We start from the raw sequence: 21774 nt of genomic DNA, 5'->3' as shown, positions 1-21774 counted from the left end.
TATTGCTTAGGCAAGGCGTTTTTTTAACCAGCGAATGGCGCTTCCCATCAGCGGTAAATGTTCGTAAAGCATGGCGCCAGCATCAAAATAATCGCGATGACGCTCAACACGCCCATCGGCGGCAAAGGTGAGTGCGCTACAGCCTTCGACCTTGACAGCTTGGCCACCTGCCAATCGGGGATGAATAAACGTCATGGTCCAGGTTACGAACGCTTGCTGCCCCTGTAACTGCCGAGTGTGGTAAGTGAAGTGGCACTGCTCGACATTTTCATACATGGTTGAAAAATAACGCGCTAACGCTTCGCGACCTTCAATATGGTGCAGCGGGTCACTAAAAATTATATTTTCAGTATATACCTCGTATAGCTTTTCTGTACAGGTATTGTCTAGTTTATTGAAAAAGGCGCAAAACGCCTCCAGCGCCGCAGGCTCAGCCATGACGGTCTCCTTGATTAACTTTGTAACTATAATGGCTTAAGGCAACGGGGACAGAAGCGATTATTTAGTGAGTGATTTAAATGCGTCCAGTGCACGTTGACGTGCTGCTTTGTGATCAACGATCGGCGCGGGATACGGCACATCGGTAAGCAGGTCCTGGGGCGGTGCGTGGCGTGCTTTCGCAGGAAGATCAGCAAGCTCAGGCAGCCAGTGGGCAATAAACTCACCGTCAGCATCAAAACGGGTGGATTGGGTGGTGGGATTAAAAATGCGGAAGTAGGGCGCGGCATCGGTACCCGTAGAGGCCGCCCATTGCCAACCGCCGTTGTTGGCGCAGAATTCACCGTCGACCAAGTGGCGCATAAAAAAGGCTTCACCGCGTCGCCAGTCAATCAGCAGGTGCTTGCTTAAAAACATTGCGGTCACCATGCGCAGCCGATTGTGCATCCAGCCGGTGGCGACTAACTGGCGCATGGCAGCATCGACGATAGGGTAGCCGGTACGCCCTTCGCACCAGGCTTGAAAGCCTTCATCATCATCGCGCCACTGCAACTGCTTGGTGTGTTCCTGGAAGGGTTGATAGCGGCACACCTCGGGAAACCCCACCGCGACATGCTGATAAAATTCGCGCCAGACCAGTTCGTTGACCCAAGTAGTAAGACCGATATCGCCATCGGCTAAGTGACCGCCGTTTTCGCTCATCACGGCTTGTAAACATTGGCGATGGGAGATCATGCCTAGCGCCAGATAGGGTGAGAGTTCGCTGGTACCACGTACCTTGGGTAGATCGCGCTGGTCTTTATAGTGACGGCCACGAAAGCGTAGGAAGCGCGCTAAGTTATCCGCCGCGGCATTTTCACCGGCTGGCCACAGCTGTCCATCGATAGGGGAGCTATCAAGCTTGGGAAGTTCAGGCAGCGGGTCGCTTTGAATATCCAGCGCCGCTTGCACCTGTGGCGTCGCGCGCAGCGCCAACTGATCAGCGGTGATCTGCTTGTGCCACGCCTTGGAGAACGGTGTAAATACCCCGTAGTAGTCGCCCTTCCCGGTTAGCAGGCTGCCGGGGGCAAACGCTATGGCATCGTGGTAGCCATGTGCGGTAATCCCGGGCTGTTTGAAGGCGTCTTGCACAGCCTGGTCGCGGTGGCGCTCATTGAGCGCGTACTCGTGATTGAAGTGCAACTGCTCAACATCATATTCGCGAGCGATCTCAAGCAGTACGTCTGGCGCTTGGTTATAGTGGTCAATATCGCGATGCAGCAGCGGAATATTCAATCCGTTAAGGGCTGTCTTAACGGCGGCGACACCGCGCGCCCAAAAGTCCAGCTTATTGGCGCCATGGCCATGCTCTTGCCACTGGGGAATACTGCGCAAAAAAACCGCGATGACAGGCCCTTTGGCCGCTGCAGCAGCCAGGGCACTGTTGTCATCAATACGCAAGTCGCTGCGCAGCCAAACCAATTGACGTTTCATAGGCTTTTCTGTCATAGGGGCTCCTGCGGCACAAAAAAATGGCCGGTCGCCAGAGGGCGAACGGCCAGGGTAAGAGCGGGCTGGTTACAGTACGCCAGACTCGCGTAAGAGAGGACGCAAGCGAGCAATCGCCTGGGGCAGGTCATCACCTAGCATGTGAACCGGGCTATCGCGCAGGTCGGCTTCGCGCAGGCGCGCCACTTCACCACACACGCCGATGGGCACATTAAGCGTCTCGGCGGCTTTAGGCAGCGCTTGGCGAATATAGCTGTCACTTTCGCGCTGGCCGCTAGACAGCAGTACCATCGACGAGTGTAGCCGCGCGACTGCCTGAGGGAGATCCTCAAGTGGCAGCGAGTGGTCAAGCATCTGTACTCGGTAGCCTTGCTCGCTGGCCATCAATGCCGACATCAACACCCACAGTGGGCCAGGGTCATCGGGCATGGCATTGAGCAAAATCAGCGGGCCCCGGGTAGCCTGGTTAGCATAATGCAAGCGGATACCCACTTGACTGCGCAAAAATGCTTCCAAGGTGCGGCGTACTAACTGATCTGCCTGAAGGGCCCATTTCGTCTCTAAGCTTAAAACGACCGGCTGCCAAAGCTCGTTAATGGCAATACTCAGCGGATAGAGCGCTAAGCTCTGGTAATAAAAAGCCTCTAGCTTGGGCAGGTCTAACGCTTCGATGATGGCTTGCAGCTGCAGGCGTTGGCTAGCCCAATCGCCAGCATCAGGGGTAGGCGTCTCAATTGTTTCTGGCTGGTCAAGCAAGTCGGCGACTTGACTGACCGGCACACCACGATTGAGCCACTGCAAGATGCGTTCGATGCGTGTGATGTCGTCTTGAGCGTAAAGGCGATGCCCTTTGGGGGTGCGCTGGGGGCGAATTAGCCCGTAGCGTCGTTCCCAAGCGCGAAGGGTGACCGAGTTTACGCCCGTCAAGCGAGATACTTCGCGTATCGGATAGAGCGGCGTATCGGGGGGATGGGTCGCCTTAAGACTCATGTGCGCCAGTACCTCTTCGTTAACTGCAATCTAGTGAACCGCAAGCTAGTTAACTGCAGCGCCGCGCTGTAAGGGCCGGACATTATTCGCCGCGGCGAAGGTGAAGCGTGTTCCATGTAGAGACTGCCTAATCAAAGATCTGAACATTAGTACGTTACTGTATGCTCATTTGTACAACTTGTCGCTACTCGGTACAACCTTTATAAGAATCCCTCTTAGCCCGTATAATATTTTATATAATTAGACCGACCGGCCTATTAGCGCTTTCCCTAAGCGGTGGCCTGATAGCCAGGCATCTTCTACGCGCCCGTCGCAAAAGTGATCGCCGCACAGGGCCAAACCGTTTTCGCTGTATAAGTATGTGTGTTCACAAGCGGCCGCCGGTTGTGCATAGCGCCACCGGTGCGCGCCTGTTTCAATCAGGTCGGGTAGCGTTGCTGAGGTGGGGAAAAGACTTTTTAGAGCGGCAAGAAGCTGGCGAGTCACCTCACTGGCAGGCTGCTCCAAATGTGCTTCGCTCCAGTCGAGTTGAGCCAGCAGGCTAAGGCTTTCAGGTTGAGCAGCGCGTCCTGGTTTTGTTTGGTTACGTGACACAATATGCAGGGCAGGGTGGGCAACTCGCGCCATCTGCCAGTCTGGGTCAACACCGGGTATGGCGGGAAGCGGTCTGTCAAAAATCGCCCATCCCGCCCAGCAGGCGCGTTGCTTTCGCGTTTGGCACGCGGTGGCCAAATCGTCGTCCCACGCTGCCAACAGTGCATGGGCCTGGGGCGGTGGTGCGCTGACCACTACCTGATCATAAGGCCCATGGGTCATGCCGTCCGCCGCTACCAACTGCCACCCTTTTTGCGTGCGTTTGAGTGACGTGATGGAAGTGCCTGTATGCAGTGCAGCCTGAGGTAGCACCGTTAGTGAGTCGGCCAAATGACGCGTCAAGGCACTCATTCTAGGAGCACCGGTGTAGCGCCTTTGCCCATCGTTATGCGCCTGCCAGCCATTTGGACTAGCCTGATAGGTAGCGGTGGGCCAAGAAGCGATGCAGCCAATGGATAGCCATGTATCGACCGCGCGCTGAAAGTCTGCGTTGTGTACGCTGAAAGCCTGGGCGCCTAGATCCAGCGTCGCGCTGGGTCTGCGCTTACTCGACATGCGCCCGCCAGGGCCACGGGCTTTATCAAACAGCGTAACGCTAGCGCCGCTATTGGCGAGCACCTGCCCACAGGCGAGCCCTGCAATGCCTGCACCAATGATGGCGACCGATTGATGAGCATTCAAAGGCAGTATCGCCATGGTTCCTCGCAGCGTTGTTTAGGTGTCTTATGAGTTGTTTAGGTGTCGTATGAATAGCGCTGAAAGCTTACTGTAGCAGTTGTGTATAGATATCGTACAATTTGTTCTTCGATTGATTCATTTCGCCAAGCTGACAACGAACGGTGGCACCAACAGGAGTAATTCCATGCGCGTATTAGTGACCGGAGGCAGTGGGTTTGTCGGCCAGCGGCTATGCCAAAAACTGATAGAGCAGGGCCACGAGGTGCAGGTGGTTTCCCGTCACCCTCATCAAGTACGCGATCGCTTGCCTAGTGGCTGCGATATTCGTGACAGCGCCCAGGCGTTTATTGAGTCGCCACCGGACGCGCTAATTAATCTGGCTGGAGAGTCTATTGCTGGTAAGCGCTGGAGCGATGAGCAGAAAGCCAAGCTGATAAATTCTCGTGTAGCGTCAACTGAGCAATTGGTCGCGTTGTGTGAACAGTTAAAGGCTAATGGTCAGCCATTGCCGAAGGTAATGGTATCGGGTTCAGCAATGGGCTATTACGGCGATCAGGGCAAGCGCGTAGTGACCGAAGAGACAATCCCTAATGATGAGTTTGCCCATCGTCTGTGCAAACAGTGGGAGGCAGCCGCCCAGCCGATTGAGGCGATGGGGGTGCGTTTAGCGATTTTGCGTACGGGATTGGTGCTAGATGCAGGCGGCGGCAGCCTGCAGAAAATGCTGCCGCCGTTTAAGCTAGGGTTAGGTGGCCGCTTTGGCAGCGGTGAGCAATTTATGCCGTGGATTCACCGTGATGATTTAGTCGCGGCGATTTTGTTTCTCATCAATCACGATACCTTGAGCGGCCCCTTTAACGGCAGCGCGCCGCACCCGGTCACCAACGCCACCTTTACCAAAACCCTGGCCAAACATCTCAATCGACCGGCCATTTTCCCCGTACCCGCGTTTGTCTTGAAGGCGGGGCTGGGGGAAATGTCTCGGCTATTGCTGACCGGGGCGGATATGCGCCCCGTGCGCCTTGAAGCGGCAGGGTTTACTTTCCAATACCCCACATTGGACAAGGCGCTTGAGGCGATCCTTTAGGAAACATTCGCTTGGCGATTAACGATCGGCGTCAACGGTGATAATTACCCGTACGGAATCCAGACGTAGGCGGGTATTTTCAATCGCTTCGCTGAGCGCCTTACGCTCATCTTTCAGCGCGTCAATTTCAGCGCTGCGTACCGCCGGATTGTGCTCGGCCAGCGCAGTTAAGCGGGCAATTTCGGCATCCAGTTGCGCACGCATGCGCGCTTCAGCATTTTCGACAATGCTGGGCAGCTGGCGCTCGGCTTCGCCCTCGCCTTGAGTGAGCAGTTCACGCAGTTGGTCATGGCGGCTCTTGATCAGATCACGCGCCAGGGATTTATTCACCTTCTGCAGGTTCTTGCCCAAACCGGTGAAGGAGATCTTGCTGGTCAGGTTGGCGCCAGATTCATCCAGCAGCAGGCGCACCGCGGTGGGTGGCAAGAAGCGGTTAAGATGCAGCTTCTTGGGCGCCGGGCAGTGGGTGCGGAACACCAGTTCGGCCATCAATCGACCACTGGGAATGGCGTCGTGGCGCAGTAGCGCCAGCGCCGAGTTGCCCATGGTGCCATCCAACACGCGGCCCATCATTTCCCGCAGCAGCGGGTGTTCCCAAGAGAGCCGCTGCACATCGTCGCGGACCAGTGCTTGGGCGCGGCTGTACGTGGCGGTAAAGCCCTCTTCGCCTTTAACCAGACCCGGCAGGCCATCCAGCATATGTTGGCTGGGCTGCAGGTGCATCAAGCCCTTGCCGATTTCCTGACTCTCCACGCCAAAAATATCCAGTGCCCGTTCAAGGTAGCGCGGCAGGGCGGCGTCTTCGTCAAGTTCACGCACGGCGTCGATGACCTGCTGAGCGCGGGCAGGGCGGCAGGCGTTGAGTTCCAGTAGCCGGTTGCGGCCCACATCGTGTTCCGCCAATTTGGCGTTAAACATCGTGCGGGTTTCGGCGATAATCTCTTCAAGCGCTTCATCATCCAGCAGGGCGTCAGCCAGGGCGTCACCAAAGGCATCAAACAGCTCGTTGCCGACTCCATGCGGGGCGCTGAACGCATCCATACCTTCGTTATACCAGCGCAGCAGACGCTCGCCGGGGCTGCCCTCAAAGGTAGGAATATGCAGCTCAATAGCGTGGCGTTGGCCGATGCGATCCAAGCGGCCAATACGCTGTTCGAGCTGATCCGGGTGCTGGGGCATATCGAACATGACCAGGTGACGGCAGAACTGGAAGTTGCGCCCCTCAGAGCCAATTTCCGAGCACACCAGTACCTGAACGCCTCCCTCTTCATCGGCAAACGCCGCTGCCGCGCGGTCACGCTCTATCAAGGAGAGGTCTTCGTGGAACACCGGCGCATGGTAGCCGCCCAGCACCCGCAACCCTTCAGCAAGGCCTTCGGCGGTTTCCCGGTGGTGGGCAATGATCAGGACTTTTTCGTTGGCGAAGCCGCTCTCGCTGTCGTCGCTGAGCTTTTCCAGCAGCCAGTTAACCCGGGGGTCAATGTGCCACCAGTCTTCGCCATTGAGTGGATCATTGCTAAGCTCTCGGTAGGCCGCATCGGGGTAGATCAGCACGTCTGGATGATCCATGCCGGTCTCGATCAGCAGCTCATCAAGATAATCCTCGTCGCGCTCGAGACGGCGCACGACGCGACGGTAGGCCGAAGGCAATGCTAACGGCGCGAGGTTTAAGCGCCGTTCCGGGAAGCCGCCTACGTGGCGGCGGCTGTTGCGGAACATCACGCGGCCCGTGCCGTGGCGATCCAGCAGCGCTTCACTGAGCTGGGCACGTGCGGCGTCCTGCTGCGCTTCGCTTGCCTCCTCGTTACATAGCGTGGCCAGCAGCGCCTGGCTGTCGCGGTCATCGGCTACCGCAGAGACGTGAGCACTCGCATCAGGGTTGCCGGGCAAAGCCTCCAAGGCATCGATGGCGCGTGCGACCTCGGTGTAGTGGCTCTCTTCGGCTTTGAAGCGCTCCAGGTCGTGGTAGCGCTCGCTATCCAGCAATCGCAGACGAGCAAAGTGGCTCTTGATGCCCATCTGCTCGGGTGTGGCGGTGAGCAGCAGCAGGCCTGGAATCACCGCCGAGAGCTGTTCGACGCACCGGTAGCCGGGGCCGCTGCCCTCTTCACTCCAGTCGAGGTGGTGCGCTTCGTCGACGATCAGCAGGTCGAACTGACTGGCTAGCGCCTGCTCCTGGCGTTGCGGGTTGGCAAACAGCCAGCCCTGGCTGGCTAGCACCAGCTGCGCGCTCTCAAAAGGATTGTAGCTGCCGTGGGCTTGGCTTTGGGTTTCATCTAACAGCGTGACGTTAAGCGAGAAGCGGCGCAGTAGCTCGACCAGCCACTGATGCGTGAGGCTATCGGGAACCAGAATCAGCGCACGCTCAACGCGGCCATTGAGTAACAGGCGGTGCAGAATCAAGCCCGCTTCGATGGTTTTACCCAGGCCCACTTCATCCGCCAGCAGTACGCGGGGCGCATGGCGGTTGGCGACTTCATTGGCGATATAGAGCTGATGAGGAATCAGGTCGATGCGCGGCCCGGAAAAGCCCAGCGCGTTGTGCTGCTCAATACGCTGATAGTGGTGCAGGGTACGAAAACGCAAATCAAACCAGTCGTTGCGATCGACCTGGCCAGTCAGCAGGCGGTCACGCGCCTGGTCGAACTGCATGGTATCGGCGAGTTTGGCCTCGGGCAGCTCGCGCAGGTTGCCATCGCTGTCTTCACCGATATAGGTAATCAGGCCACCGGACTCTTTGCTGTCATCAACCACCATCTGCCAGCCGTCGGCGGAGAGCACGCGGTCACCGCTGCCGAACATAACGCGGGTCAGCGGGGCCTGGCGGGTATTGTAGGTACGGGTTTCCTGACTGGCACTGAACAAAATGGTAACGCTACGGGCGTCGCAGTTAAGCACGGTGCCGAGCCCAAGCTCAGCTTCACCGTCGCTAATCCAGCGTTGGCCGGGAGAAAAATCGCTCATGATGCCTCGGAGGAGTCTGCAAAACGGGTCGACTGCCGCCGGGGGGAGCACCGGCGGCAACAGGGCGGGGGATTCTAACGCAAAGCAGCGGGGGGATTAAGGTGTATCGGCATCAATCTTTTAACCAGTGGTCCAGATGGGTGCGGGTAAGTTCGCCTACATGCACATCTAAGGTATTTCCCTGGTCATCAAATAGCACGGTAGTGGGCAGCCCCGGTGCTTCGAAAAGGGCCATTAACTGTTGGCTGGGGTCGCGTAGCGCATAGCGAAATTCAAGCTGCTGCTCATCTAAATAGCGCACCATGGGGAGCAGGTCTTCGCCTTGGTTTGCCACCACCACGCTGACGCCATCGCGCTGAGCGGCCTCCTCGAGCAGCGGCATTTCACGCAGGCAGGGCGGGCACCAGGTAGCCCATAAGTTGACGATAATCAGGTCACCGCTGTCGGTGAGCGACGGTAGATCCACCTGATTGCCCTCTATATCCTCCAGGGTGACTTCCGGTAGGGAGGTAACGGCAAAGTCGTTGCCAAAGGGCGCCAAGGTGACTAGTACCAGCCATAAGCTGGAGGCGGCAATCAGCATGGCCATCGCCCCTCCCGTAGCTAGCAGGCGTGCACGTAGCGTCCAGGCCGTCCATACCAAGCCTGCGGCCATGCCCCATAGGCCGTGGTAGCCGGGCTGCCACACTTTGAGCGCTTCAAGCGGGGCGGCGCTATAGCTATCCAGGTTAAGCATAAGGTGGCCCAATCGGGCGCCGACTAACCAAACAATGATAAGCCCGGTAAACCAGCGCTGCTGGTCACGCCGGGGAAGGCCTAGCAGTAACCGTGCACAGAGTAGCAACAGCAGCGCGCAGCCGATGGCATAAAGACGCGGTAATGAAATCAGCAGTGGGCCGAGAGCGATGGCATTCATGATTTTCTCGTGAAGCAGGTACACTGGCAGACCATACCATGCGAGCTACAAATTACGGAGATGTTATGCCCCCACCCGCTTTTGATAGGCTGCGCGCGCTAGCGATCGGCTCCCAGGCGATTGGCTTAATGCTGATAATTACGTTGGAAACGGTGATGGGTAACGCCGCTCGCCCCTGGCAGGGTTGGGTGTTGGCTGCGATGCTAGTTACCGCGTTAACGATTGCGCTGGTGCGGCTTTATCGCCACAAGCGCCTTCAGAAGCAGCTTGCTGAACGCAGGCGCTTTCTAGAGGAAGACGACGAGCGTTAGAAAGCGTTGCTTGTGTTTTTGGCGTTCCAGTTCCAGATTAATAGCAGCCTTAGTGATTGATCGCTGAGGCATACTAAAAAAATGCATCATCTCTTACGACACTGGGAGCGACAAATAATATGGTCAATAAGCGCGCATTAGCCACTGCTGTGGCGGCCTCTACCCTGGCAATGACGGGATTCGCACAGGCAGAGGTCAAAGTTGGCTTCTTGGGCGGCTTTACCGGGGGAATCGAAAGTTTGACACCATCGATTTTTGCAGGGGCGCAGCTAGCCGTTGAACAGGTCAATGAGCAGGGCGGTATTCTAGATGGCCAAACGTTGGAGATGCCGTCCGGCGATACCACCTGTTCGGATGCATCGGCCGCCTCAAACGCCGCTGACCGGATGGTGAACTCTGAAAATGTGACGGCGATTGTAGGTGCCCTATGTACGGGTGCAACCATTGCTGCAGCCAACAATGCGGCCATTCCTGGTGGCGTATTGATGGTCTCGCCTGCCTCTACGGCGCCTGCCGTATCAGAACTGGACGATAATGATCTGGTGTTCCGCACCGTACCGTCAGACGCTTTCCAGGGGGAGATGCTCGCGAAGCTGCTGCTTGAAAAAGGCATTGATGAAGTCGCCGTTACCTACGTGAACAACGACTACGGTCAGGGGCTTTCGGACGCCTTTAGCGCTGCATTTGAGTCGGGCGGTGGTCAGATCACTGAGAATCTTGCCCATGAAGATAACCGCGCGGATTATCGTTCTGAGTTAGGTTCGCTTTCAGTGAGTGGCGTTGAAACACTGGTAGTGTTGGCTTATGCCGATACGTCGGGTCAAACGGTACTGCGTCAAGCCTATGAAAGCGGCATGTTTACCCAGTACGTAGGCGCTGACGGCATGGTCGGCGATAGCCTGATTGAAGCCATCGGTGCGGACGTGCTGGACGGTATGATTGCCACGCGCCCCGGCAGTCCTGATCTGCCTGGCACCGAACTCTTTATCGAAGCCGCCGAAGCTGCTGAGCTGGATCCCACTGCCGTGTTTGCCGCCCAGGCTTACGATGCTGCTTTCCTGATCGCGCTGGCGATTGAGCAAAACGGCAGCGCTGACCGTGAAGGGCTTTCCGAAGCGCTGCGCAGCGTCGCCACTGCCCCCGGTGAGGTTATTCTGCCCGGCGAATGGGAGAAAGCGGTTGAGTTGATTGCCGCGGGTACCGACATCAACTACGAAGGCGCGTCTGGCTCGCATGAGTTTGACGACAACGGAGATGTACCGGGCGTGGTGGTAGAAATGGCCGTTGAAGATGGCACCTTTACCAGTAAAGGTCAGGTTGATCTTTAAACCTTCAACGTTTATCTAGAACTGTAAAAAAATGCCCGGCGGATCATCCATCGGGCATTTTTATTTGGGTAGCTTGTGTGGATTAGCTATGGCTTTTGACTTTCTCAGGCAGCAGCCCTTTAGGAGCAAAGCGCAGCACCATGGTAATCAGCAAGCCAATCACCAGTACCCGTGCCTGCAAGGCGCGGCTATCCATATTGCTTGGGGCATCCCAACCAAACGTACCCTCCCCAAACGCCACTGCTAGCTGCATCAAAAATAGCGCCAGCGGCTCAGACATAATCCAGATGATATACACCGCCACCGCGCCGAAAATAGTGCCCAGGTTGTTGCCCGGCCCGCCAAGAATCACCATCACCAGCACCAAGAAGGTATGGTTGAGCGGCAAATAGCCCTGAGGGTCAAAGAGGCTGTTAAAAGTGCCCAGTATGCCACCGCCCAAGCCCATCAGAATGCAGCCCAGCACGAAAATCTCCAGGCGACGCTTGTTGATATCTTTGCCCATGGCGGCAGCGGACACTTCGTTATCGCGAATCGCTCGAATCATACGGCCCCATGGGGCGTTGTAAGCGCGATTAAGCAGAAAGAAGATCACTGCAATGATCACCGCTGTAAACGAAAGGTAGATGGCGCGGGAGAGCGTAAACCCCAGTTCAGCAGGCCCTGGGGTAGGCCAGGGTAACGGCGACACCGTGGCGGTGCCGCGGGTCAGCCAGTCGGAATTCTTTAAAAACGCCTTGATGATCTCGGCAATGCCGAGGGTGGCAATGGCCAGATAATCGCTGCGTAAGCCCAGGCAGATATGACCAATAAAGTAACCGACGCCACCGGCCAGCGCGCCACCCACAATCCAGCCGGTCCAGGGCGGTAATCCTAGCCCGCCGACAAAGCCTGCCTGGCTCTCAATCGCATCAGTAACTTCACGTAGCTGGCTAATCACCGCGAGATAAAGCACAAGGCCTAACACGACTACGATAAGCGTACGTAGGGGCTTGGGCATGCCCAGGCGATCCAGTTTGCTAACAGCGACGATCAGCAGAATGGCGGCCACACCATACAACAGCACACGGCCTAGTTCGCCGGGTAGCGCGGTGCCCCAGAAGGCCTCGTTAACCGGAACGCTGAAGAGCATCGCACAGAAGCCGCCTAGGGCGACAAACCCCATCACACCGGCATTGAACTGCCCGGCATAGCCCCACTGAATGGTTAATCCCAACGCGAGGATGGCATAACAAGCGGCTTCAACGAGCATTCGCGTGCTGTATGCTGCGCCCATGAGGGCATAAACCGCCAGAATGGCCGCCAGCAACACGCCAAACAGGAACAATTCACGCAGCGGAAACCGGCGAGTTGGCGTTGCGTCTTGGGGCGTGTAGGCAGGGTTGCGTGTTTTAGCTGAATGGCTCATTAGATCACCTTGCCCTTGAACAGTCCGGTGGGGCGCCACACCAGAATGGCTATCAGAATGAAAAACGGCACTACAATCTTGTACTCCGTGCCCACGAAGGCGAGATTTGACGGCAGTTCCAGCCACGCGGGGAAGCTTTCCTGGAAGGGGCGAAGTAGAACATTCCAGTTAAACACCGCCAGTGTTTCGGCAAAACCGACCACAAAGCCGCCAGCAATGGCGCCATAAGGGTGGCCAACACCGCCGACAATGGCAGCGGCAAAAATAGGCAGCAGCAGGAAGAAGCTCAAGTCGGGCTTGAAGGTGACGTCCAGGGAAAGCAGCGTGCCAGCGATGGCGGCTAGCGCTCCTGCAATCATCCAAGTCACTGCCACAATGGTATTGGTGTTAATGCCCGATGCCTGGGCCAGTTCAGGATTATCCGACATGGCGCGCATCGCCTTACCCAGCCGCGAACGGTTAAGGAAAAGATGGAGTGCGACGACAGCAATGATGGTAATCACAAACAGATAAATCTGCGGTTCGGTGATGACAATCGGCGCGCGGGCGCCCTCGAAGGGCAGCGCAAGGCGAAAGATTTCTTTGCGGTCATCCACATAAAGACTCTGCCCACCGGTGCCGGAAAACAGGCGGATCAGCCCCTGCAAAATCAACGTCACACCTAGCGAGCCAATCACCAGCACGATGGGCTTTACCCCATGAGCACGCAGCGGCTTATAAAAGGTTTTGTCGATCCCTACAGCCAAGACGGCGGTGAGCAGCATCGCCAGCGGCAGCATCAAGACCCCCGTCGGCACGCCAAGGCTGGCGCCTGCCGCCGGGAACAGCGTGGTGAGCAGTAGCACCATAAAGGCACCGAAAGTCATCATGTCGGCGTGGGCAAAATGGGCAAAGCGCATGATGCTGAAAATCAGCGTGACGCCAATGGCACCAATAGCGTAAATGGAGCCGCTCACGCTGCCCGAAATCACCACATTATTAATGAAAAAAGCCAGTTCGTTCACATGTTTCTCCCTGGGGCTAACCGCCCAAAAAGCTTTTGGCGACGTCCGGGTCGGCGAGTAACGCAGCCCCAGTATCGGTAAAGCGGTTTTGGCCAGCGGCCAGTACAAAACCCTTATCGGCGATCGCTAGCGCCTGCTTGGCGTTCTGTTCCACCATCAAAATGCCCACGCCTGCGGCGTTGATCTGTTTGACGCGGTCAAAGATTTCATGCATGTAGAGTGGCGACAGTCCCGCGGTGGGCTCATCAAGTAGCAGCAGGCTCGGCTCGGCCATCAAAGCGCGCCCCATGGCAACCATCTGGCGCTGCCCGCCGGAGAGCTCACCGGCAGGCTGGCGGCGTTTTTCATATAGTGGCGGGAAGAACTCATACACCTGAGCCAGCATGCGCTTAACGTTCTGCGGCTTTAAAAAGGCGCCCATCTCCAGGTTTTCCTGCACCGAAAGGCTCGGGAAAACGTTCTTCTCCTGGGGGACAAAACCCATGCCACGTTGTACCAACTGGTTGGGGGGTAAGTTCTGGATCGGCTGGCCATTAAGCAGTATCTCGCCCTGACTGACATACAGTAGACCAAAGATCGCTTTTAGCATGGTGGATTTGCCAGCCCCGTTGGGGCCAACGATGACACCGACCTCATCGGCCTCCAGCGTCATGTTAACCCCGTTAAGAATGTTCATGCCGCCATAGCCGCCGTGCACATCGCGCGCGTCGATTAATGGCCTGGTTGTTGATGACATAAGCAAAGTTTCTCAGCAAGGTCGCTTACGTAAAGCGACATCATTGTAGTCATTGGTGAGTAGCGAACGGTCACTCTTAAGCGGCATCGGTGCCAAAGTAGGCTTCGATTACCTCAGGGTTATTTTGAATCTCGTTGATGTGGCCTTCTACCATCACGCTACCCTGGGCGAGCACGATCACCGGGTCGCAGAGCCGGGCTATCATCTCCATATCGTGCTCGATGACGAGAAAGGTGTAGCCCATCTCACGGTTGAGTCGCTCGATATTGCCGCTCAAATCGCCCAGCAGGGTGCGGTTCACCCCGGCGGCGATTTCGTCAAGCAGCACTACCTTGGCATCTGTCATCATGGTGCGGCCAAGCTCTAAAAGCTTTTTCTGCCCGCCGGATAAATTGCCCGCCAATTCATTACGCACATGGTGTAGCCCGACGAAATCAATTACCTCTAGCGCTCGGCGACGTACCTCGGCTTCTTCCCGACGTACCTTGCTAGGCTTTAGCCAAGCGCTGAAAAGGTCTTCACCGGCTTGCTTGGGCGGTACCATCATCAGGTTTTCCAGCGCGCTCATCTGGCTGAACTCGTGGGCGATCTGGAAGGTGCGCAGTAAGCCCCTATGAAACCGTTGGTCGGCGCTGAGCGTCGTAATGTCTTCTCCATCCAGTAGAACGTGACCGCTGTCGGGCGCCAGGGAGCCGGCAATAAGATTGAACAGGGTTGATTTGCCTGCGCCATTGGGGCCGATCATGCCGGTAATTGAGCCCTTTTCCACCTGAATGGAGCAGTCGTTAATCACCTGTAAGCCGCCGAACGCTTTGTTGACTCGCTGTACATCAATAAGAGGGTTCATGGTGTCTCCACGCGATGCAGGCGGCTATATAAGCCGCCTGCGCATTGTTATCAAGTTGTTTGTCGTGGCTTTTTAAGCCACCGCTGGCTGGCGGCAAACGCGCCGACAATTAGCAGCGCGCCTAGGGTGGGTATCAGATATCCCTCTACTTGAGGAATGGTGCGTAAAAACACAAAGGCGACAGCGGCGGGGGCCACAAAGCGCACTAGCAACCGCCAGACTTTAAACCACGTGACCGTAGAGCCCAGCTCTTTCATGACTTCGCTTTGGGTCAGCGCCCAGCCTGCAAACAGGGCAATCAGCAGGCCGCCCACCGGCATGAAGATATTGGTGAGTAGCTCGATAAATTCAAAGGCGCTACGCCCAAACAGGCTATGGAATATCGTCCCTTCGGCCCACACGTTAAAGCTGACAACCGTTAATAGGCCCATTGCCCAGGCGGCAATCACCATAATCGTAACGGCCTGGGGGCGAGTCATATCAAAGCGCTCTACCAAAAATGCCGCGACGGGCTCGATCAGCGAAATGGAGGAGCTGATGGCGGCGCCCAGTACCAGGATAAAGAACACGCCGCCGACCAGCGCGCCAAATGGCATCTCCGCGAAGGCCAGTGGCAGGGTGACAAACATCAGCCCAGGGCCTTGGCCTGTTTCCAACCCGGCACCAAACACCAGAGCAAAAATGGCCAGGCCAGCGACCATCGCCACAGCGGTATCAACAATGGCAACGGCAAAGGCGGTGCGGGTCAGCGATACGTCACTGGGCATGTAAGCGCCGTAGGCCATGATCGCTCCCATGCCTAAGCTCAGGGTAAAGAACGACTGACCCATGGCCTGCAGCCAGCCTTCAAGGCTCAGGTCGGCGATATTGAAAGTAAACAGAAAACGGGCGGCGGCGCCCACATCGCCATTAACCACACCGTAGGCCAGCACCACCAGCAGAATCACGAACAGCGCGGGCATCATAATGCGCAGGCCCGACTCGATGCCTTTATGGATTCCCATGCCAACAATCAGCGCAGAAAAGGCGATAAACAAGGTGTGATAGAGCGTCATCAGGCCTGGGGCTGCCAACAGGGCGTCGAAGCCATCGCTGATGGTTTGTGCGTCGGCACCGACCAGTGAACCGGTCAGCATCAGCCAAGTATAGTGAATCGCCCAGCCGGCGATGACCGAGTAAAAGCTTAAGATCAAGAACGCCGAGGCGGCGCCCAGCCAGCCGATGGTCTCCCAGGCGCGTGATGTGCCGTGGGTTTTGGTCAGGTGGCGCATCCCCATAATCGGGCTTCGGCGGCTGGTGCGCCCGAGCATGATCTCCGCAATTAGAATGGGGATACCCACCGCGAAAATGGTCAGCGCGTAGACCAAAATAAAGGCACCACCGCCATTTTCACCGGTGAGGTAAGGGAATCGCCACAGATTGCCCAGGCCAACGGCGGAGCCAACCGCCGCGAGTAGAAAAGTACCTTTATGCGTCCAGACGTTTTGACCGCTCATGGGTAAGAGTGTCCGTGTTTGGGTGTCAGGATGGGGATAGGTATCCAAACAATTGTATGAATATAGTGATGACAGCGTGCATTGGGCGTGCTGAATTTAGCGCTACTGTGCGATAGAACGCGCCGCCTTTCCAGCACCGTAACGTTTAGGCTGCGTTTAGTGGGCTGCTTGGCAAGCTGCTGACAGTGTTAAACGAGTGTTCGGTGGGTTTCGAATCGACATAAAAAAACCCGCTTGCGCGGGTTTTTTGGGTACTCACTGCTTGGAGCGGGTTACTTCTTGCTGTAACGCTTACGCTCGGTCTCTTTCAGCAGCTTTTTACGCAGGCGGATATGCGCCGGCGTGACTTCGACGAGTTCATCGGAATCGAGAAACTCAATCGCCTGCTCAAGAGAGAACTTAACCGGCGGGGTTAACACGATGTTTTCATCGTTGCCGGTAGAGCGCATGTTGTCGAGCTTCTTACCCTTGGTGGGGTTCACTACCATGTCGTTAGCACGGTTGTTGATACCGATCAGCATGCCTTCGTAAACTTCCGTGGCGTGATCAATAATCAGCTTGCCGCGCTCTTGCAGTGCATACAGGGCGTAGGCGAGAGCTTTACCGTCGACCATGGAGACCAGCACGCCATTACGACGTTCGATGGACGCTTCAGGCTTCAGCGGGCCGTAGTGATCGAAACGGCTGGTGAGAATGCCGGTGCCGGAGGTCAGGGTCAGAAACTGGCCACGGAAACCGATCAAGCCGCGGGCCGGAATGATGAAGTCGAGGCGAACCCGTCCTTTACCGTCCGGCAGCATGTTGGTCATTTCACCTTTACGGTAGCCCAGCTCTTCCATGATTGAGCCCTGGTGCTGCTCTTCACAGTCGATGATGACTTCTTCGTAAGGTTCCTGCTTCTCACCGTCAATCTCTTTGATGATGACTTCTGGGCGGCCGACGGCCAGCTCAAAGCCTTCACGGCGCATGGTTTCGATCAACACCGATAGGTGCAGTTCGCCACGGCCAGACACCTTGAATTTCTCAGGGGTTTCGCCCTGTTCAACGCGCAGCGCCACGTTGTGAATCAGCTCCTGATCAAGACGATCCTTGATATTACGGCTGGTCACGAACTTGCCATCTTTACCGGCGAACGGTGAGTCGTTGACCTGGAAGGTCATCGACACGGTGGGTTCGTCAACGGACAGCGGGGGGAGCGCTGTAACATTGGCCGGATCGCACAGCGTATCGGAAATCGCCAGATCATCGATGCCGGTGATGCAGACGATATCGCCAGCGGTTGCTTCGTTGGTCTGAACGCGCTCCAGACCCATATGGGTCATAACCTGGCCGATTTTGCCTTTACGCACATTGCCGTCAACGCCAATCACCGAGATCTGCTGGTTCGGTTTTACCGCGCCACGCTTGATGCGACCCAGGCCGATGACGCCCACATAGCTGTTGTAATCCAGTGCCGAAATCTGCATCTGGAAAGGGCCGTCGAGTTCCACCTTGGGCGGCTCGACGATATCGACGATGGCTTGGAACATGGGGTCCATGTTGTCGGCCAATTCTTCAGGATCCATACCGGCAATGCCGTTCAAGGCAGAGCAGTAAATGATCGGGAAATCGAGCTGTTCGTCGGAAGCGCCCAGGTTGTCGAACAGATCAAAAATCTGGTCGATCACCCAGTCAGGGCGTGCACCGGGGCGGTCAATTTTGTTGACGACCACGATGGGCTTCAGGCCTTGGGCGAATGCTTTTTGCGTCACGAAGCGCGTTTGCGGCATCGGGCCATCAACGGCATCTACAAGAAGTAGGACCGAATCAACCATCGACATGACGCGCTCAACTTCACCACCGAAATCGGCGTGCCCAGGCGTATCCACAATGTTGATGTGGTAGCCGTTCCCGTGGCTGTCTTGCCATTGAATGGCCGTGTTCTTGGCCAAAATGGTAATGCCACGCTCTTTTTCCTGATCGTTTGAGTCCATGATGCGCTCTTGACCTTCAGCTTTACGGTCAAGGGTGCCGGACTGGCTCAGGAGTTTGTCGACCAGAGTGGTTTTACCATGGTCAACGTGGGCTATGATCGCGACGTTGCGCAGGTTATTAACCGCGCTGGAGTTTTGCTGGTTTTGCATGCTGAGAGAGAACTCTTGTGAACACCCGTTTGTCCACGGGTCGGAAAATGCGGGTCGCAAGGGCTGGCAATTTGCCGACCATCTTGGCTCAGGGCTTGCGTCCAGCGGCTATTCTAGCATGTCGAAGGCTTCGCTGATATTACTGGAGCGCTTATCGACCTTGGTCGCCCTCAGGAAAGTTTTCGCAGCGAACCTCCATCCGCTAGAATAGCGCTTTTCCCATTGGGGCAGGAGCATGACCATCGGCAACCTGATGCGTTTGTTAAGCGATGGCGAGGTTCACTCTGGCGAGCAGCTGGGTGAAACGCTGGGTATTTCTCGTGCTGCGGTGTGGAAGCAGTTAAAAAAACTGGAGGCGCTGGGCGTTGAGCTAGTCGCCGTTAAAGGACGTGGCTATCGATTAGCGCAGCGGTTGGAGCCTTTGGAGGGCGCCAAAATCGTCGAGCGTTTGCCTGCTCAGGCACGCCATTACCTCGCACGCCTGTTTGTTGAAGATCAGTTACCTTCCAGCAATGAGTATTTGCGTCAGCGCTTTGAGCAGGGCGCAGGGCATGGTGAAGTGTGCCTGGTTGAGCTGCAAACGGCAGGGCGTGGGCGGCGCGGTCGTGTCTGGTCGACGCCTTGGGGGCAGAGTTTAATGCTCTCGCTAGGCTGGCGCTTTGAATCTGGCATCGGGGTGCTTGAAGGCCTGAGTTTGGCCGTCGGGGTTGTAGTGGCTCAGGTGCTAGAGCAGCATGGCGTGGCGCCCAAGTTAAAATGGCCCAACGATATCTTGCTCTCCGAGCAGGGCGATGCTGCCAGCGACGAGCTTGGCAAGCTGGCCGGCATTCTTATTGAAGTCACCGGGGATGCGGCAGGTCCCTGCGAGGTGGTGATCGGCATGGGCATGAATTTGTGGCTGCCTGCGGCTCAGCGAGCCGCCATCGATCAGCCGGTTGCGGCGCTGTTCGAGCGGTTGCCGGATATCTCGCGTAATCAGTTGGCCTCCGATGTTGTAGCCGGTCTATTGGCGATGCTGGCTGACTTTGAGCGCGTTGGCTTTAGCGCCTGGCAGGATGAGTGGAATCAACGTCATGCTTATGCAGGACTGCCTATTCGGGTGATCCAAGGGCAGCAGACCAGCGATGCCATCGCTGGGGAAGTAGATAAGAGTGGTAACCTTTGGGTTACCGAAAATGGTCACTCGCGACGCCTAGCCGGCGGTGAGATCAGCGTACGCAGGCGTTTATGATTCTGGACCTTGATATCGGCAACACGCTGTCAAAATGGCGGCTCAAGGATGCCGAGAGCAGCGAGATACGATCGCGCGGGGCGGTATGGACCCGTGAAGAGTGGCGACCAGGGGCTGACATCCCGGATCTTGACGTAGTAGAGGCGGTGCGTATTTCAAGCGTCGCCAGGGCGGCCGTGCTGGAAGAGACGGTTGCTTTGCTGCGTCGCCGGGTGCGTCATGTGCACGTAGCGCACTCAACTCATGAAGCGCTGGGGGTCATCAATGGCTATGAGGAGCCAGGACGCTTAGGCGTTGATCGTTGGATGGGGGCGCTGGCGGGCTATCAATTAGCGGGCGGTTGCTGTGCGGTAGATTGTGGCAGTGCCATTACTATCGACTTTGTATTGCCAGGTGGCCAGCATCTTGGTGGCTTTATTATTCCAGGGCTTCGCCTGATGAAGGAGAGCTTGAAGCTAGGTACCCGCAATGTGGCCATCGACCCAGAAAGCGAAGCGGATGAATTGCTAGAGCCAGGGCGGCGCACAGTTGATGCCGTTAATCATGGTATCTACATGGCGGCCGTCAGTGCGATTAATCGCATCTATAGTGAAGTCTGTGATCAGCAAGGCGTGGCGCTGCCGATGCTATTAACGGGTGGTGATGCCCGGGTTGTTTCACGGGGGGTGCAAGTGCCTCATGCAGTGTGGCCGGACATGGTTTACGGTGGTTTGGAAGCCTGTTTTCCCATGACCTTTGCTGAGCGTGCAGGCAAAATGTCAGGCGCGCCGCGAGTGCCGGAGCCTGTGTCGCTAGAAAAGATTCGTGCGGGACTTGCATTCTCAATGCTGCTTTGACAGAATGCAGCGCGTTCGAAGGCGAGGCGTAAGCGTCTTGCCATGTAGAAAGCATGAATGTTGAAAGTGTTGGTGGGCTAAGCTTTTAATAGCTAAGACGATTACCAAGCTTGACACATTTTTGAAGGCTGGCATAATGTGCCGCCACGTTGGAGAGATTCCCGAGTGGCCAAAGGGAGCAGACTGTAAATCTGCCGCGAAAGCTTCGAAGGTTCGAATCCTTCTCTCTCCACCAGAATTAAGCCGCAGCGATTTAATCGGTGCAGCTGAATGAAAAGCCGGTAGCGGGCATTGTCTACGATTTATAGCTTGGTAAAGGTAAGAGGCTATAGGGCGGCGCGTAGCGGATTGTCATTCAAGACAGGTTCTGCGGGCGTAGTTCAACGGTAGAACCTCAGCCTTCCAAGCTGATGGTGCGGGTTCGATTCCCGCCGCCCGCTCCAGTTAATGTGTTTGGCTCATGTAGCTCAGGGGTAGAGCACACCCTTGGTAAGGGTGAGGTCGACGGTTCAATTCCGTCCATGAGCTCCATATTGCAGATAAAGCGAGCGAAGCTCGCTTTTTTTGTCTCTGCGTTCAGGTGGTATAAAATAGCGTCTGAGCGTAAAGAAGGGGTTGTCAGAAGTGGCGTTTTTCGCTACCATGGCGCCCGCTGTTGTATAGGCGGTTGAAAAGACGCTTATCAATAGGTGTAGTTGGTTGATGTAGATTGATAGACAGATAGTTGAAGTAAAAAATTGGTATAGAAAGCCAGTACGACGATACAGGCCAGTAGCTCAATTGGCAGAGCAGCGGTCTCCAAAACCGCAGGTTGGGGGTTCGATTCCCTCCTGGCCTGCCAACCTTCCCCAGGTTGGTATGTCTTTTTCCAAAATTCTTTTATCGTTCGCCGCACCCTTGAGGAGTCTCGTTTTTATGAAGCCTGGTTCTGTAAAACATGGCGCCGAGGTGCAACAGACGCGCCATGACGGGCTCAAATGGGCGGCGGTCGTAGCGCTGCTTGTCGTTGCTGTCGTTGGTAATACCTATTTCGCCGATATTGGCCTGCTCTACCGCGTGCTAGGTGTAGTGGTGTTATGTGTGATTGCGGGTTTGATCGCGCTGACCACTACCAAAGGCCGTGATTTAGTAGAGCTTGCCAGAAGCGCCAAGAAAGAGATTCAGCGCGTTGTATGGCCGACCCGTCCCGAAACCATTCAAACCACAGCCATCGTGTTAGTGGCGGTTCTGGTGGTGGGGCTAATGCTGTGGTTGATCGACACTCTTCTTGGCTGGGCGATGTCCGGCGTCATTGGTTAG

18 protein-coding genes and 4 tRNA genes are annotated in these 21774 nt (G+C 56.3%); 10 read left to right on the top strand and 12 right to left on the bottom strand.

Going from position 1 to position 21774, the window contains the following annotated elements; genetic code table 11:
* Positions 1 to 6: 6 nt before the first annotated feature.
* The 4 genes from HUO07_RS09845 to HUO07_RS09830 form a co-directional block, all read right to left on the bottom strand.
* Entirely contained in the window at positions 7 to 438 is a 432-nt protein-coding gene (locus HUO07_RS09845; RefSeq protein ID WP_176303407.1) for a nuclear transport factor 2 family protein, read from the bottom strand.
* 60 nt (positions 439 to 498) lie between these two features.
* Positions 499 to 1911: a deoxyribodipyrimidine photo-lyase gene (gene phrB, locus HUO07_RS09840; RefSeq protein ID WP_176303471.1), complete on the bottom strand. Its 1413-nt coding sequence runs from the start codon at positions 1909 to 1911 to the stop codon at positions 499 to 501.
* An 84-nt stretch (positions 1912 to 1995) separates the two neighbouring features.
* Positions 1996 to 2916 (bottom strand): MerR family transcriptional regulator, encoded by a 921-nt coding sequence (locus tag HUO07_RS09835; RefSeq protein ID WP_176303406.1) that lies wholly within the window; start codon positions 2914 to 2916, stop codon positions 1996 to 1998.
* Between the two features lie 240 nt (positions 2917 to 3156).
* The gene (locus HUO07_RS09830) at positions 3157 to 4206 is read right to left on the bottom strand and encodes an NAD(P)/FAD-dependent oxidoreductase (RefSeq protein ID WP_176303405.1); all 1050 of its coding nucleotides are present in this window, start codon (positions 4204 to 4206) and stop codon (positions 3157 to 3159) included.
* Between the two features lie 166 nt (positions 4207 to 4372).
* Here HUO07_RS09830 and HUO07_RS09825 point away from each other — a divergent pair, with 166 nt between their 5' ends.
* Positions 4373 to 5275 (top strand): TIGR01777 family oxidoreductase, encoded by a 903-nt coding sequence (locus tag HUO07_RS09825; RefSeq protein ID WP_176303404.1) that lies wholly within the window; start codon positions 4373 to 4375, stop codon positions 5273 to 5275.
* An 18-nt stretch (positions 5276 to 5293) separates the two neighbouring features.
* Here HUO07_RS09825 and rapA read toward each other — a convergent pair whose 3' ends face one another.
* Both rapA and HUO07_RS09815 read right to left on the bottom strand, forming a co-directional pair.
* The gene (gene rapA / locus HUO07_RS09820; protein ID WP_176303403.1) at positions 5294 to 8239 is read right to left on the bottom strand and encodes an RNA polymerase-associated protein RapA; all 2946 of its coding nucleotides are present in this window, start codon (positions 8237 to 8239) and stop codon (positions 5294 to 5296) included.
* Positions 8240 to 8351: 112 nt separating this feature from the next.
* Complete coding sequence (locus HUO07_RS09815; protein WP_176303402.1) at positions 8352 to 9155, bottom strand: TlpA disulfide reductase family protein; 804 nt, start codon at positions 9153 to 9155, stop codon at positions 8352 to 8354.
* A 65-nt stretch (positions 9156 to 9220) separates the two neighbouring features.
* On the opposite strand from HUO07_RS09815, the gene HUO07_RS09810 reads away from it, so the two are divergent.
* Positions 9221 to 9466, top strand: a complete 246-nt coding sequence (locus tag HUO07_RS09810; RefSeq protein WP_101147131.1) for a hypothetical protein — start codon at positions 9221 to 9223, stop codon at positions 9464 to 9466.
* A 119-nt stretch (positions 9467 to 9585) separates the two neighbouring features.
* Positions 9586 to 10794, top strand: coding sequence for an ABC transporter substrate-binding protein (locus tag HUO07_RS09805; RefSeq protein ID WP_176303401.1), 1209 nt, complete (start codon positions 9586 to 9588; stop codon positions 10792 to 10794).
* Between the two features lie 82 nt (positions 10795 to 10876).
* Here HUO07_RS09805 and HUO07_RS09800 read toward each other — a convergent pair whose 3' ends face one another.
* From HUO07_RS09800 to typA, 6 genes are all read right to left on the bottom strand, one after another.
* Positions 10877 to 12202: a branched-chain amino acid ABC transporter permease gene (locus HUO07_RS09800; RefSeq protein ID WP_176303400.1), complete on the bottom strand. Its 1326-nt coding sequence runs from the start codon at positions 12200 to 12202 to the stop codon at positions 10877 to 10879.
* Complete coding sequence (locus HUO07_RS09795; protein WP_176303399.1) at positions 12202 to 13206, bottom strand: ABC transporter permease subunit; 1005 nt, start codon at positions 13204 to 13206, stop codon at positions 12202 to 12204. The genes HUO07_RS09800 and HUO07_RS09795 overlap by 1 nt, the downstream gene beginning before the upstream one ends.
* 16 nt (positions 13207 to 13222) lie before the next feature.
* Complete coding sequence (locus HUO07_RS09790) at positions 13223 to 13942, bottom strand: ABC transporter ATP-binding protein (RefSeq protein WP_176303398.1); 720 nt, start codon at positions 13940 to 13942, stop codon at positions 13223 to 13225.
* 76 nt (positions 13943 to 14018) lie between these two features.
* Entirely contained in the window at positions 14019 to 14789 is a 771-nt protein-coding gene (locus HUO07_RS09785) for an ABC transporter ATP-binding protein (protein ID WP_176303397.1), read from the bottom strand.
* A gap of 50 nt (positions 14790 to 14839) precedes the next feature.
* A complete protein-coding gene (locus HUO07_RS09780) occupies positions 14840 to 16285 on the bottom strand; it encodes a sodium-dependent transporter (RefSeq protein WP_176303396.1) in 1446 nt (481 codons plus the stop codon).
* A gap of 272 nt (positions 16286 to 16557) precedes the next feature.
* Positions 16558 to 18408 (bottom strand): translational GTPase TypA, encoded by a 1851-nt coding sequence (gene typA, locus HUO07_RS09775; protein WP_176303395.1) that lies wholly within the window; start codon positions 18406 to 18408, stop codon positions 16558 to 16560.
* 235 nt (positions 18409 to 18643) lie between these two features.
* Here typA and HUO07_RS09770 point away from each other — a divergent pair, with 235 nt between their 5' ends.
* From HUO07_RS09770 to secE, 7 genes are all read left to right on the top strand, one after another.
* Positions 18644 to 19639, top strand: coding sequence for a biotin--[acetyl-CoA-carboxylase] ligase (locus HUO07_RS09770; RefSeq protein WP_176303394.1), 996 nt, complete (start codon positions 18644 to 18646; stop codon positions 19637 to 19639).
* Positions 19636 to 20475, top strand: coding sequence for a type III pantothenate kinase (locus tag HUO07_RS09765; RefSeq protein WP_176303393.1), 840 nt, complete (start codon positions 19636 to 19638; stop codon positions 20473 to 20475). The genes HUO07_RS09770 and HUO07_RS09765 overlap by 4 nt, the downstream gene beginning before the upstream one ends.
* 151 nt (positions 20476 to 20626) lie before the next feature.
* Positions 20627 to 20710, top strand: a tRNA-Tyr gene (locus HUO07_RS09760).
* Between the two features lie 134 nt (positions 20711 to 20844).
* Positions 20845 to 20918: transfer RNA gene (locus tag HUO07_RS09755), tRNA-Gly, on the top strand.
* Positions 20919 to 20931: 13 nt separating this feature from the next.
* A tRNA-Thr gene (locus HUO07_RS09750) sits at positions 20932 to 21006 on the top strand.
* Positions 21007 to 21240: 234 nt separating this feature from the next.
* Positions 21241 to 21316, top strand: a tRNA-Trp gene (locus HUO07_RS09745).
* Between the two features lie 74 nt (positions 21317 to 21390).
* A complete protein-coding gene (secE, locus tag HUO07_RS09740) occupies positions 21391 to 21774 on the top strand; it encodes a preprotein translocase subunit SecE (RefSeq protein WP_022520874.1) in 384 nt (127 codons plus the stop codon).

It is taken from the genome of Vreelandella maris, assembly GCF_013371085.1.
In the GTDB taxonomy this organism is placed as follows: Bacteria; Pseudomonadota; Gammaproteobacteria; order Pseudomonadales; family Halomonadaceae; genus Vreelandella; species Vreelandella maris.
This window is presented reverse-complemented; position numbering and strand designations above follow the sequence as displayed.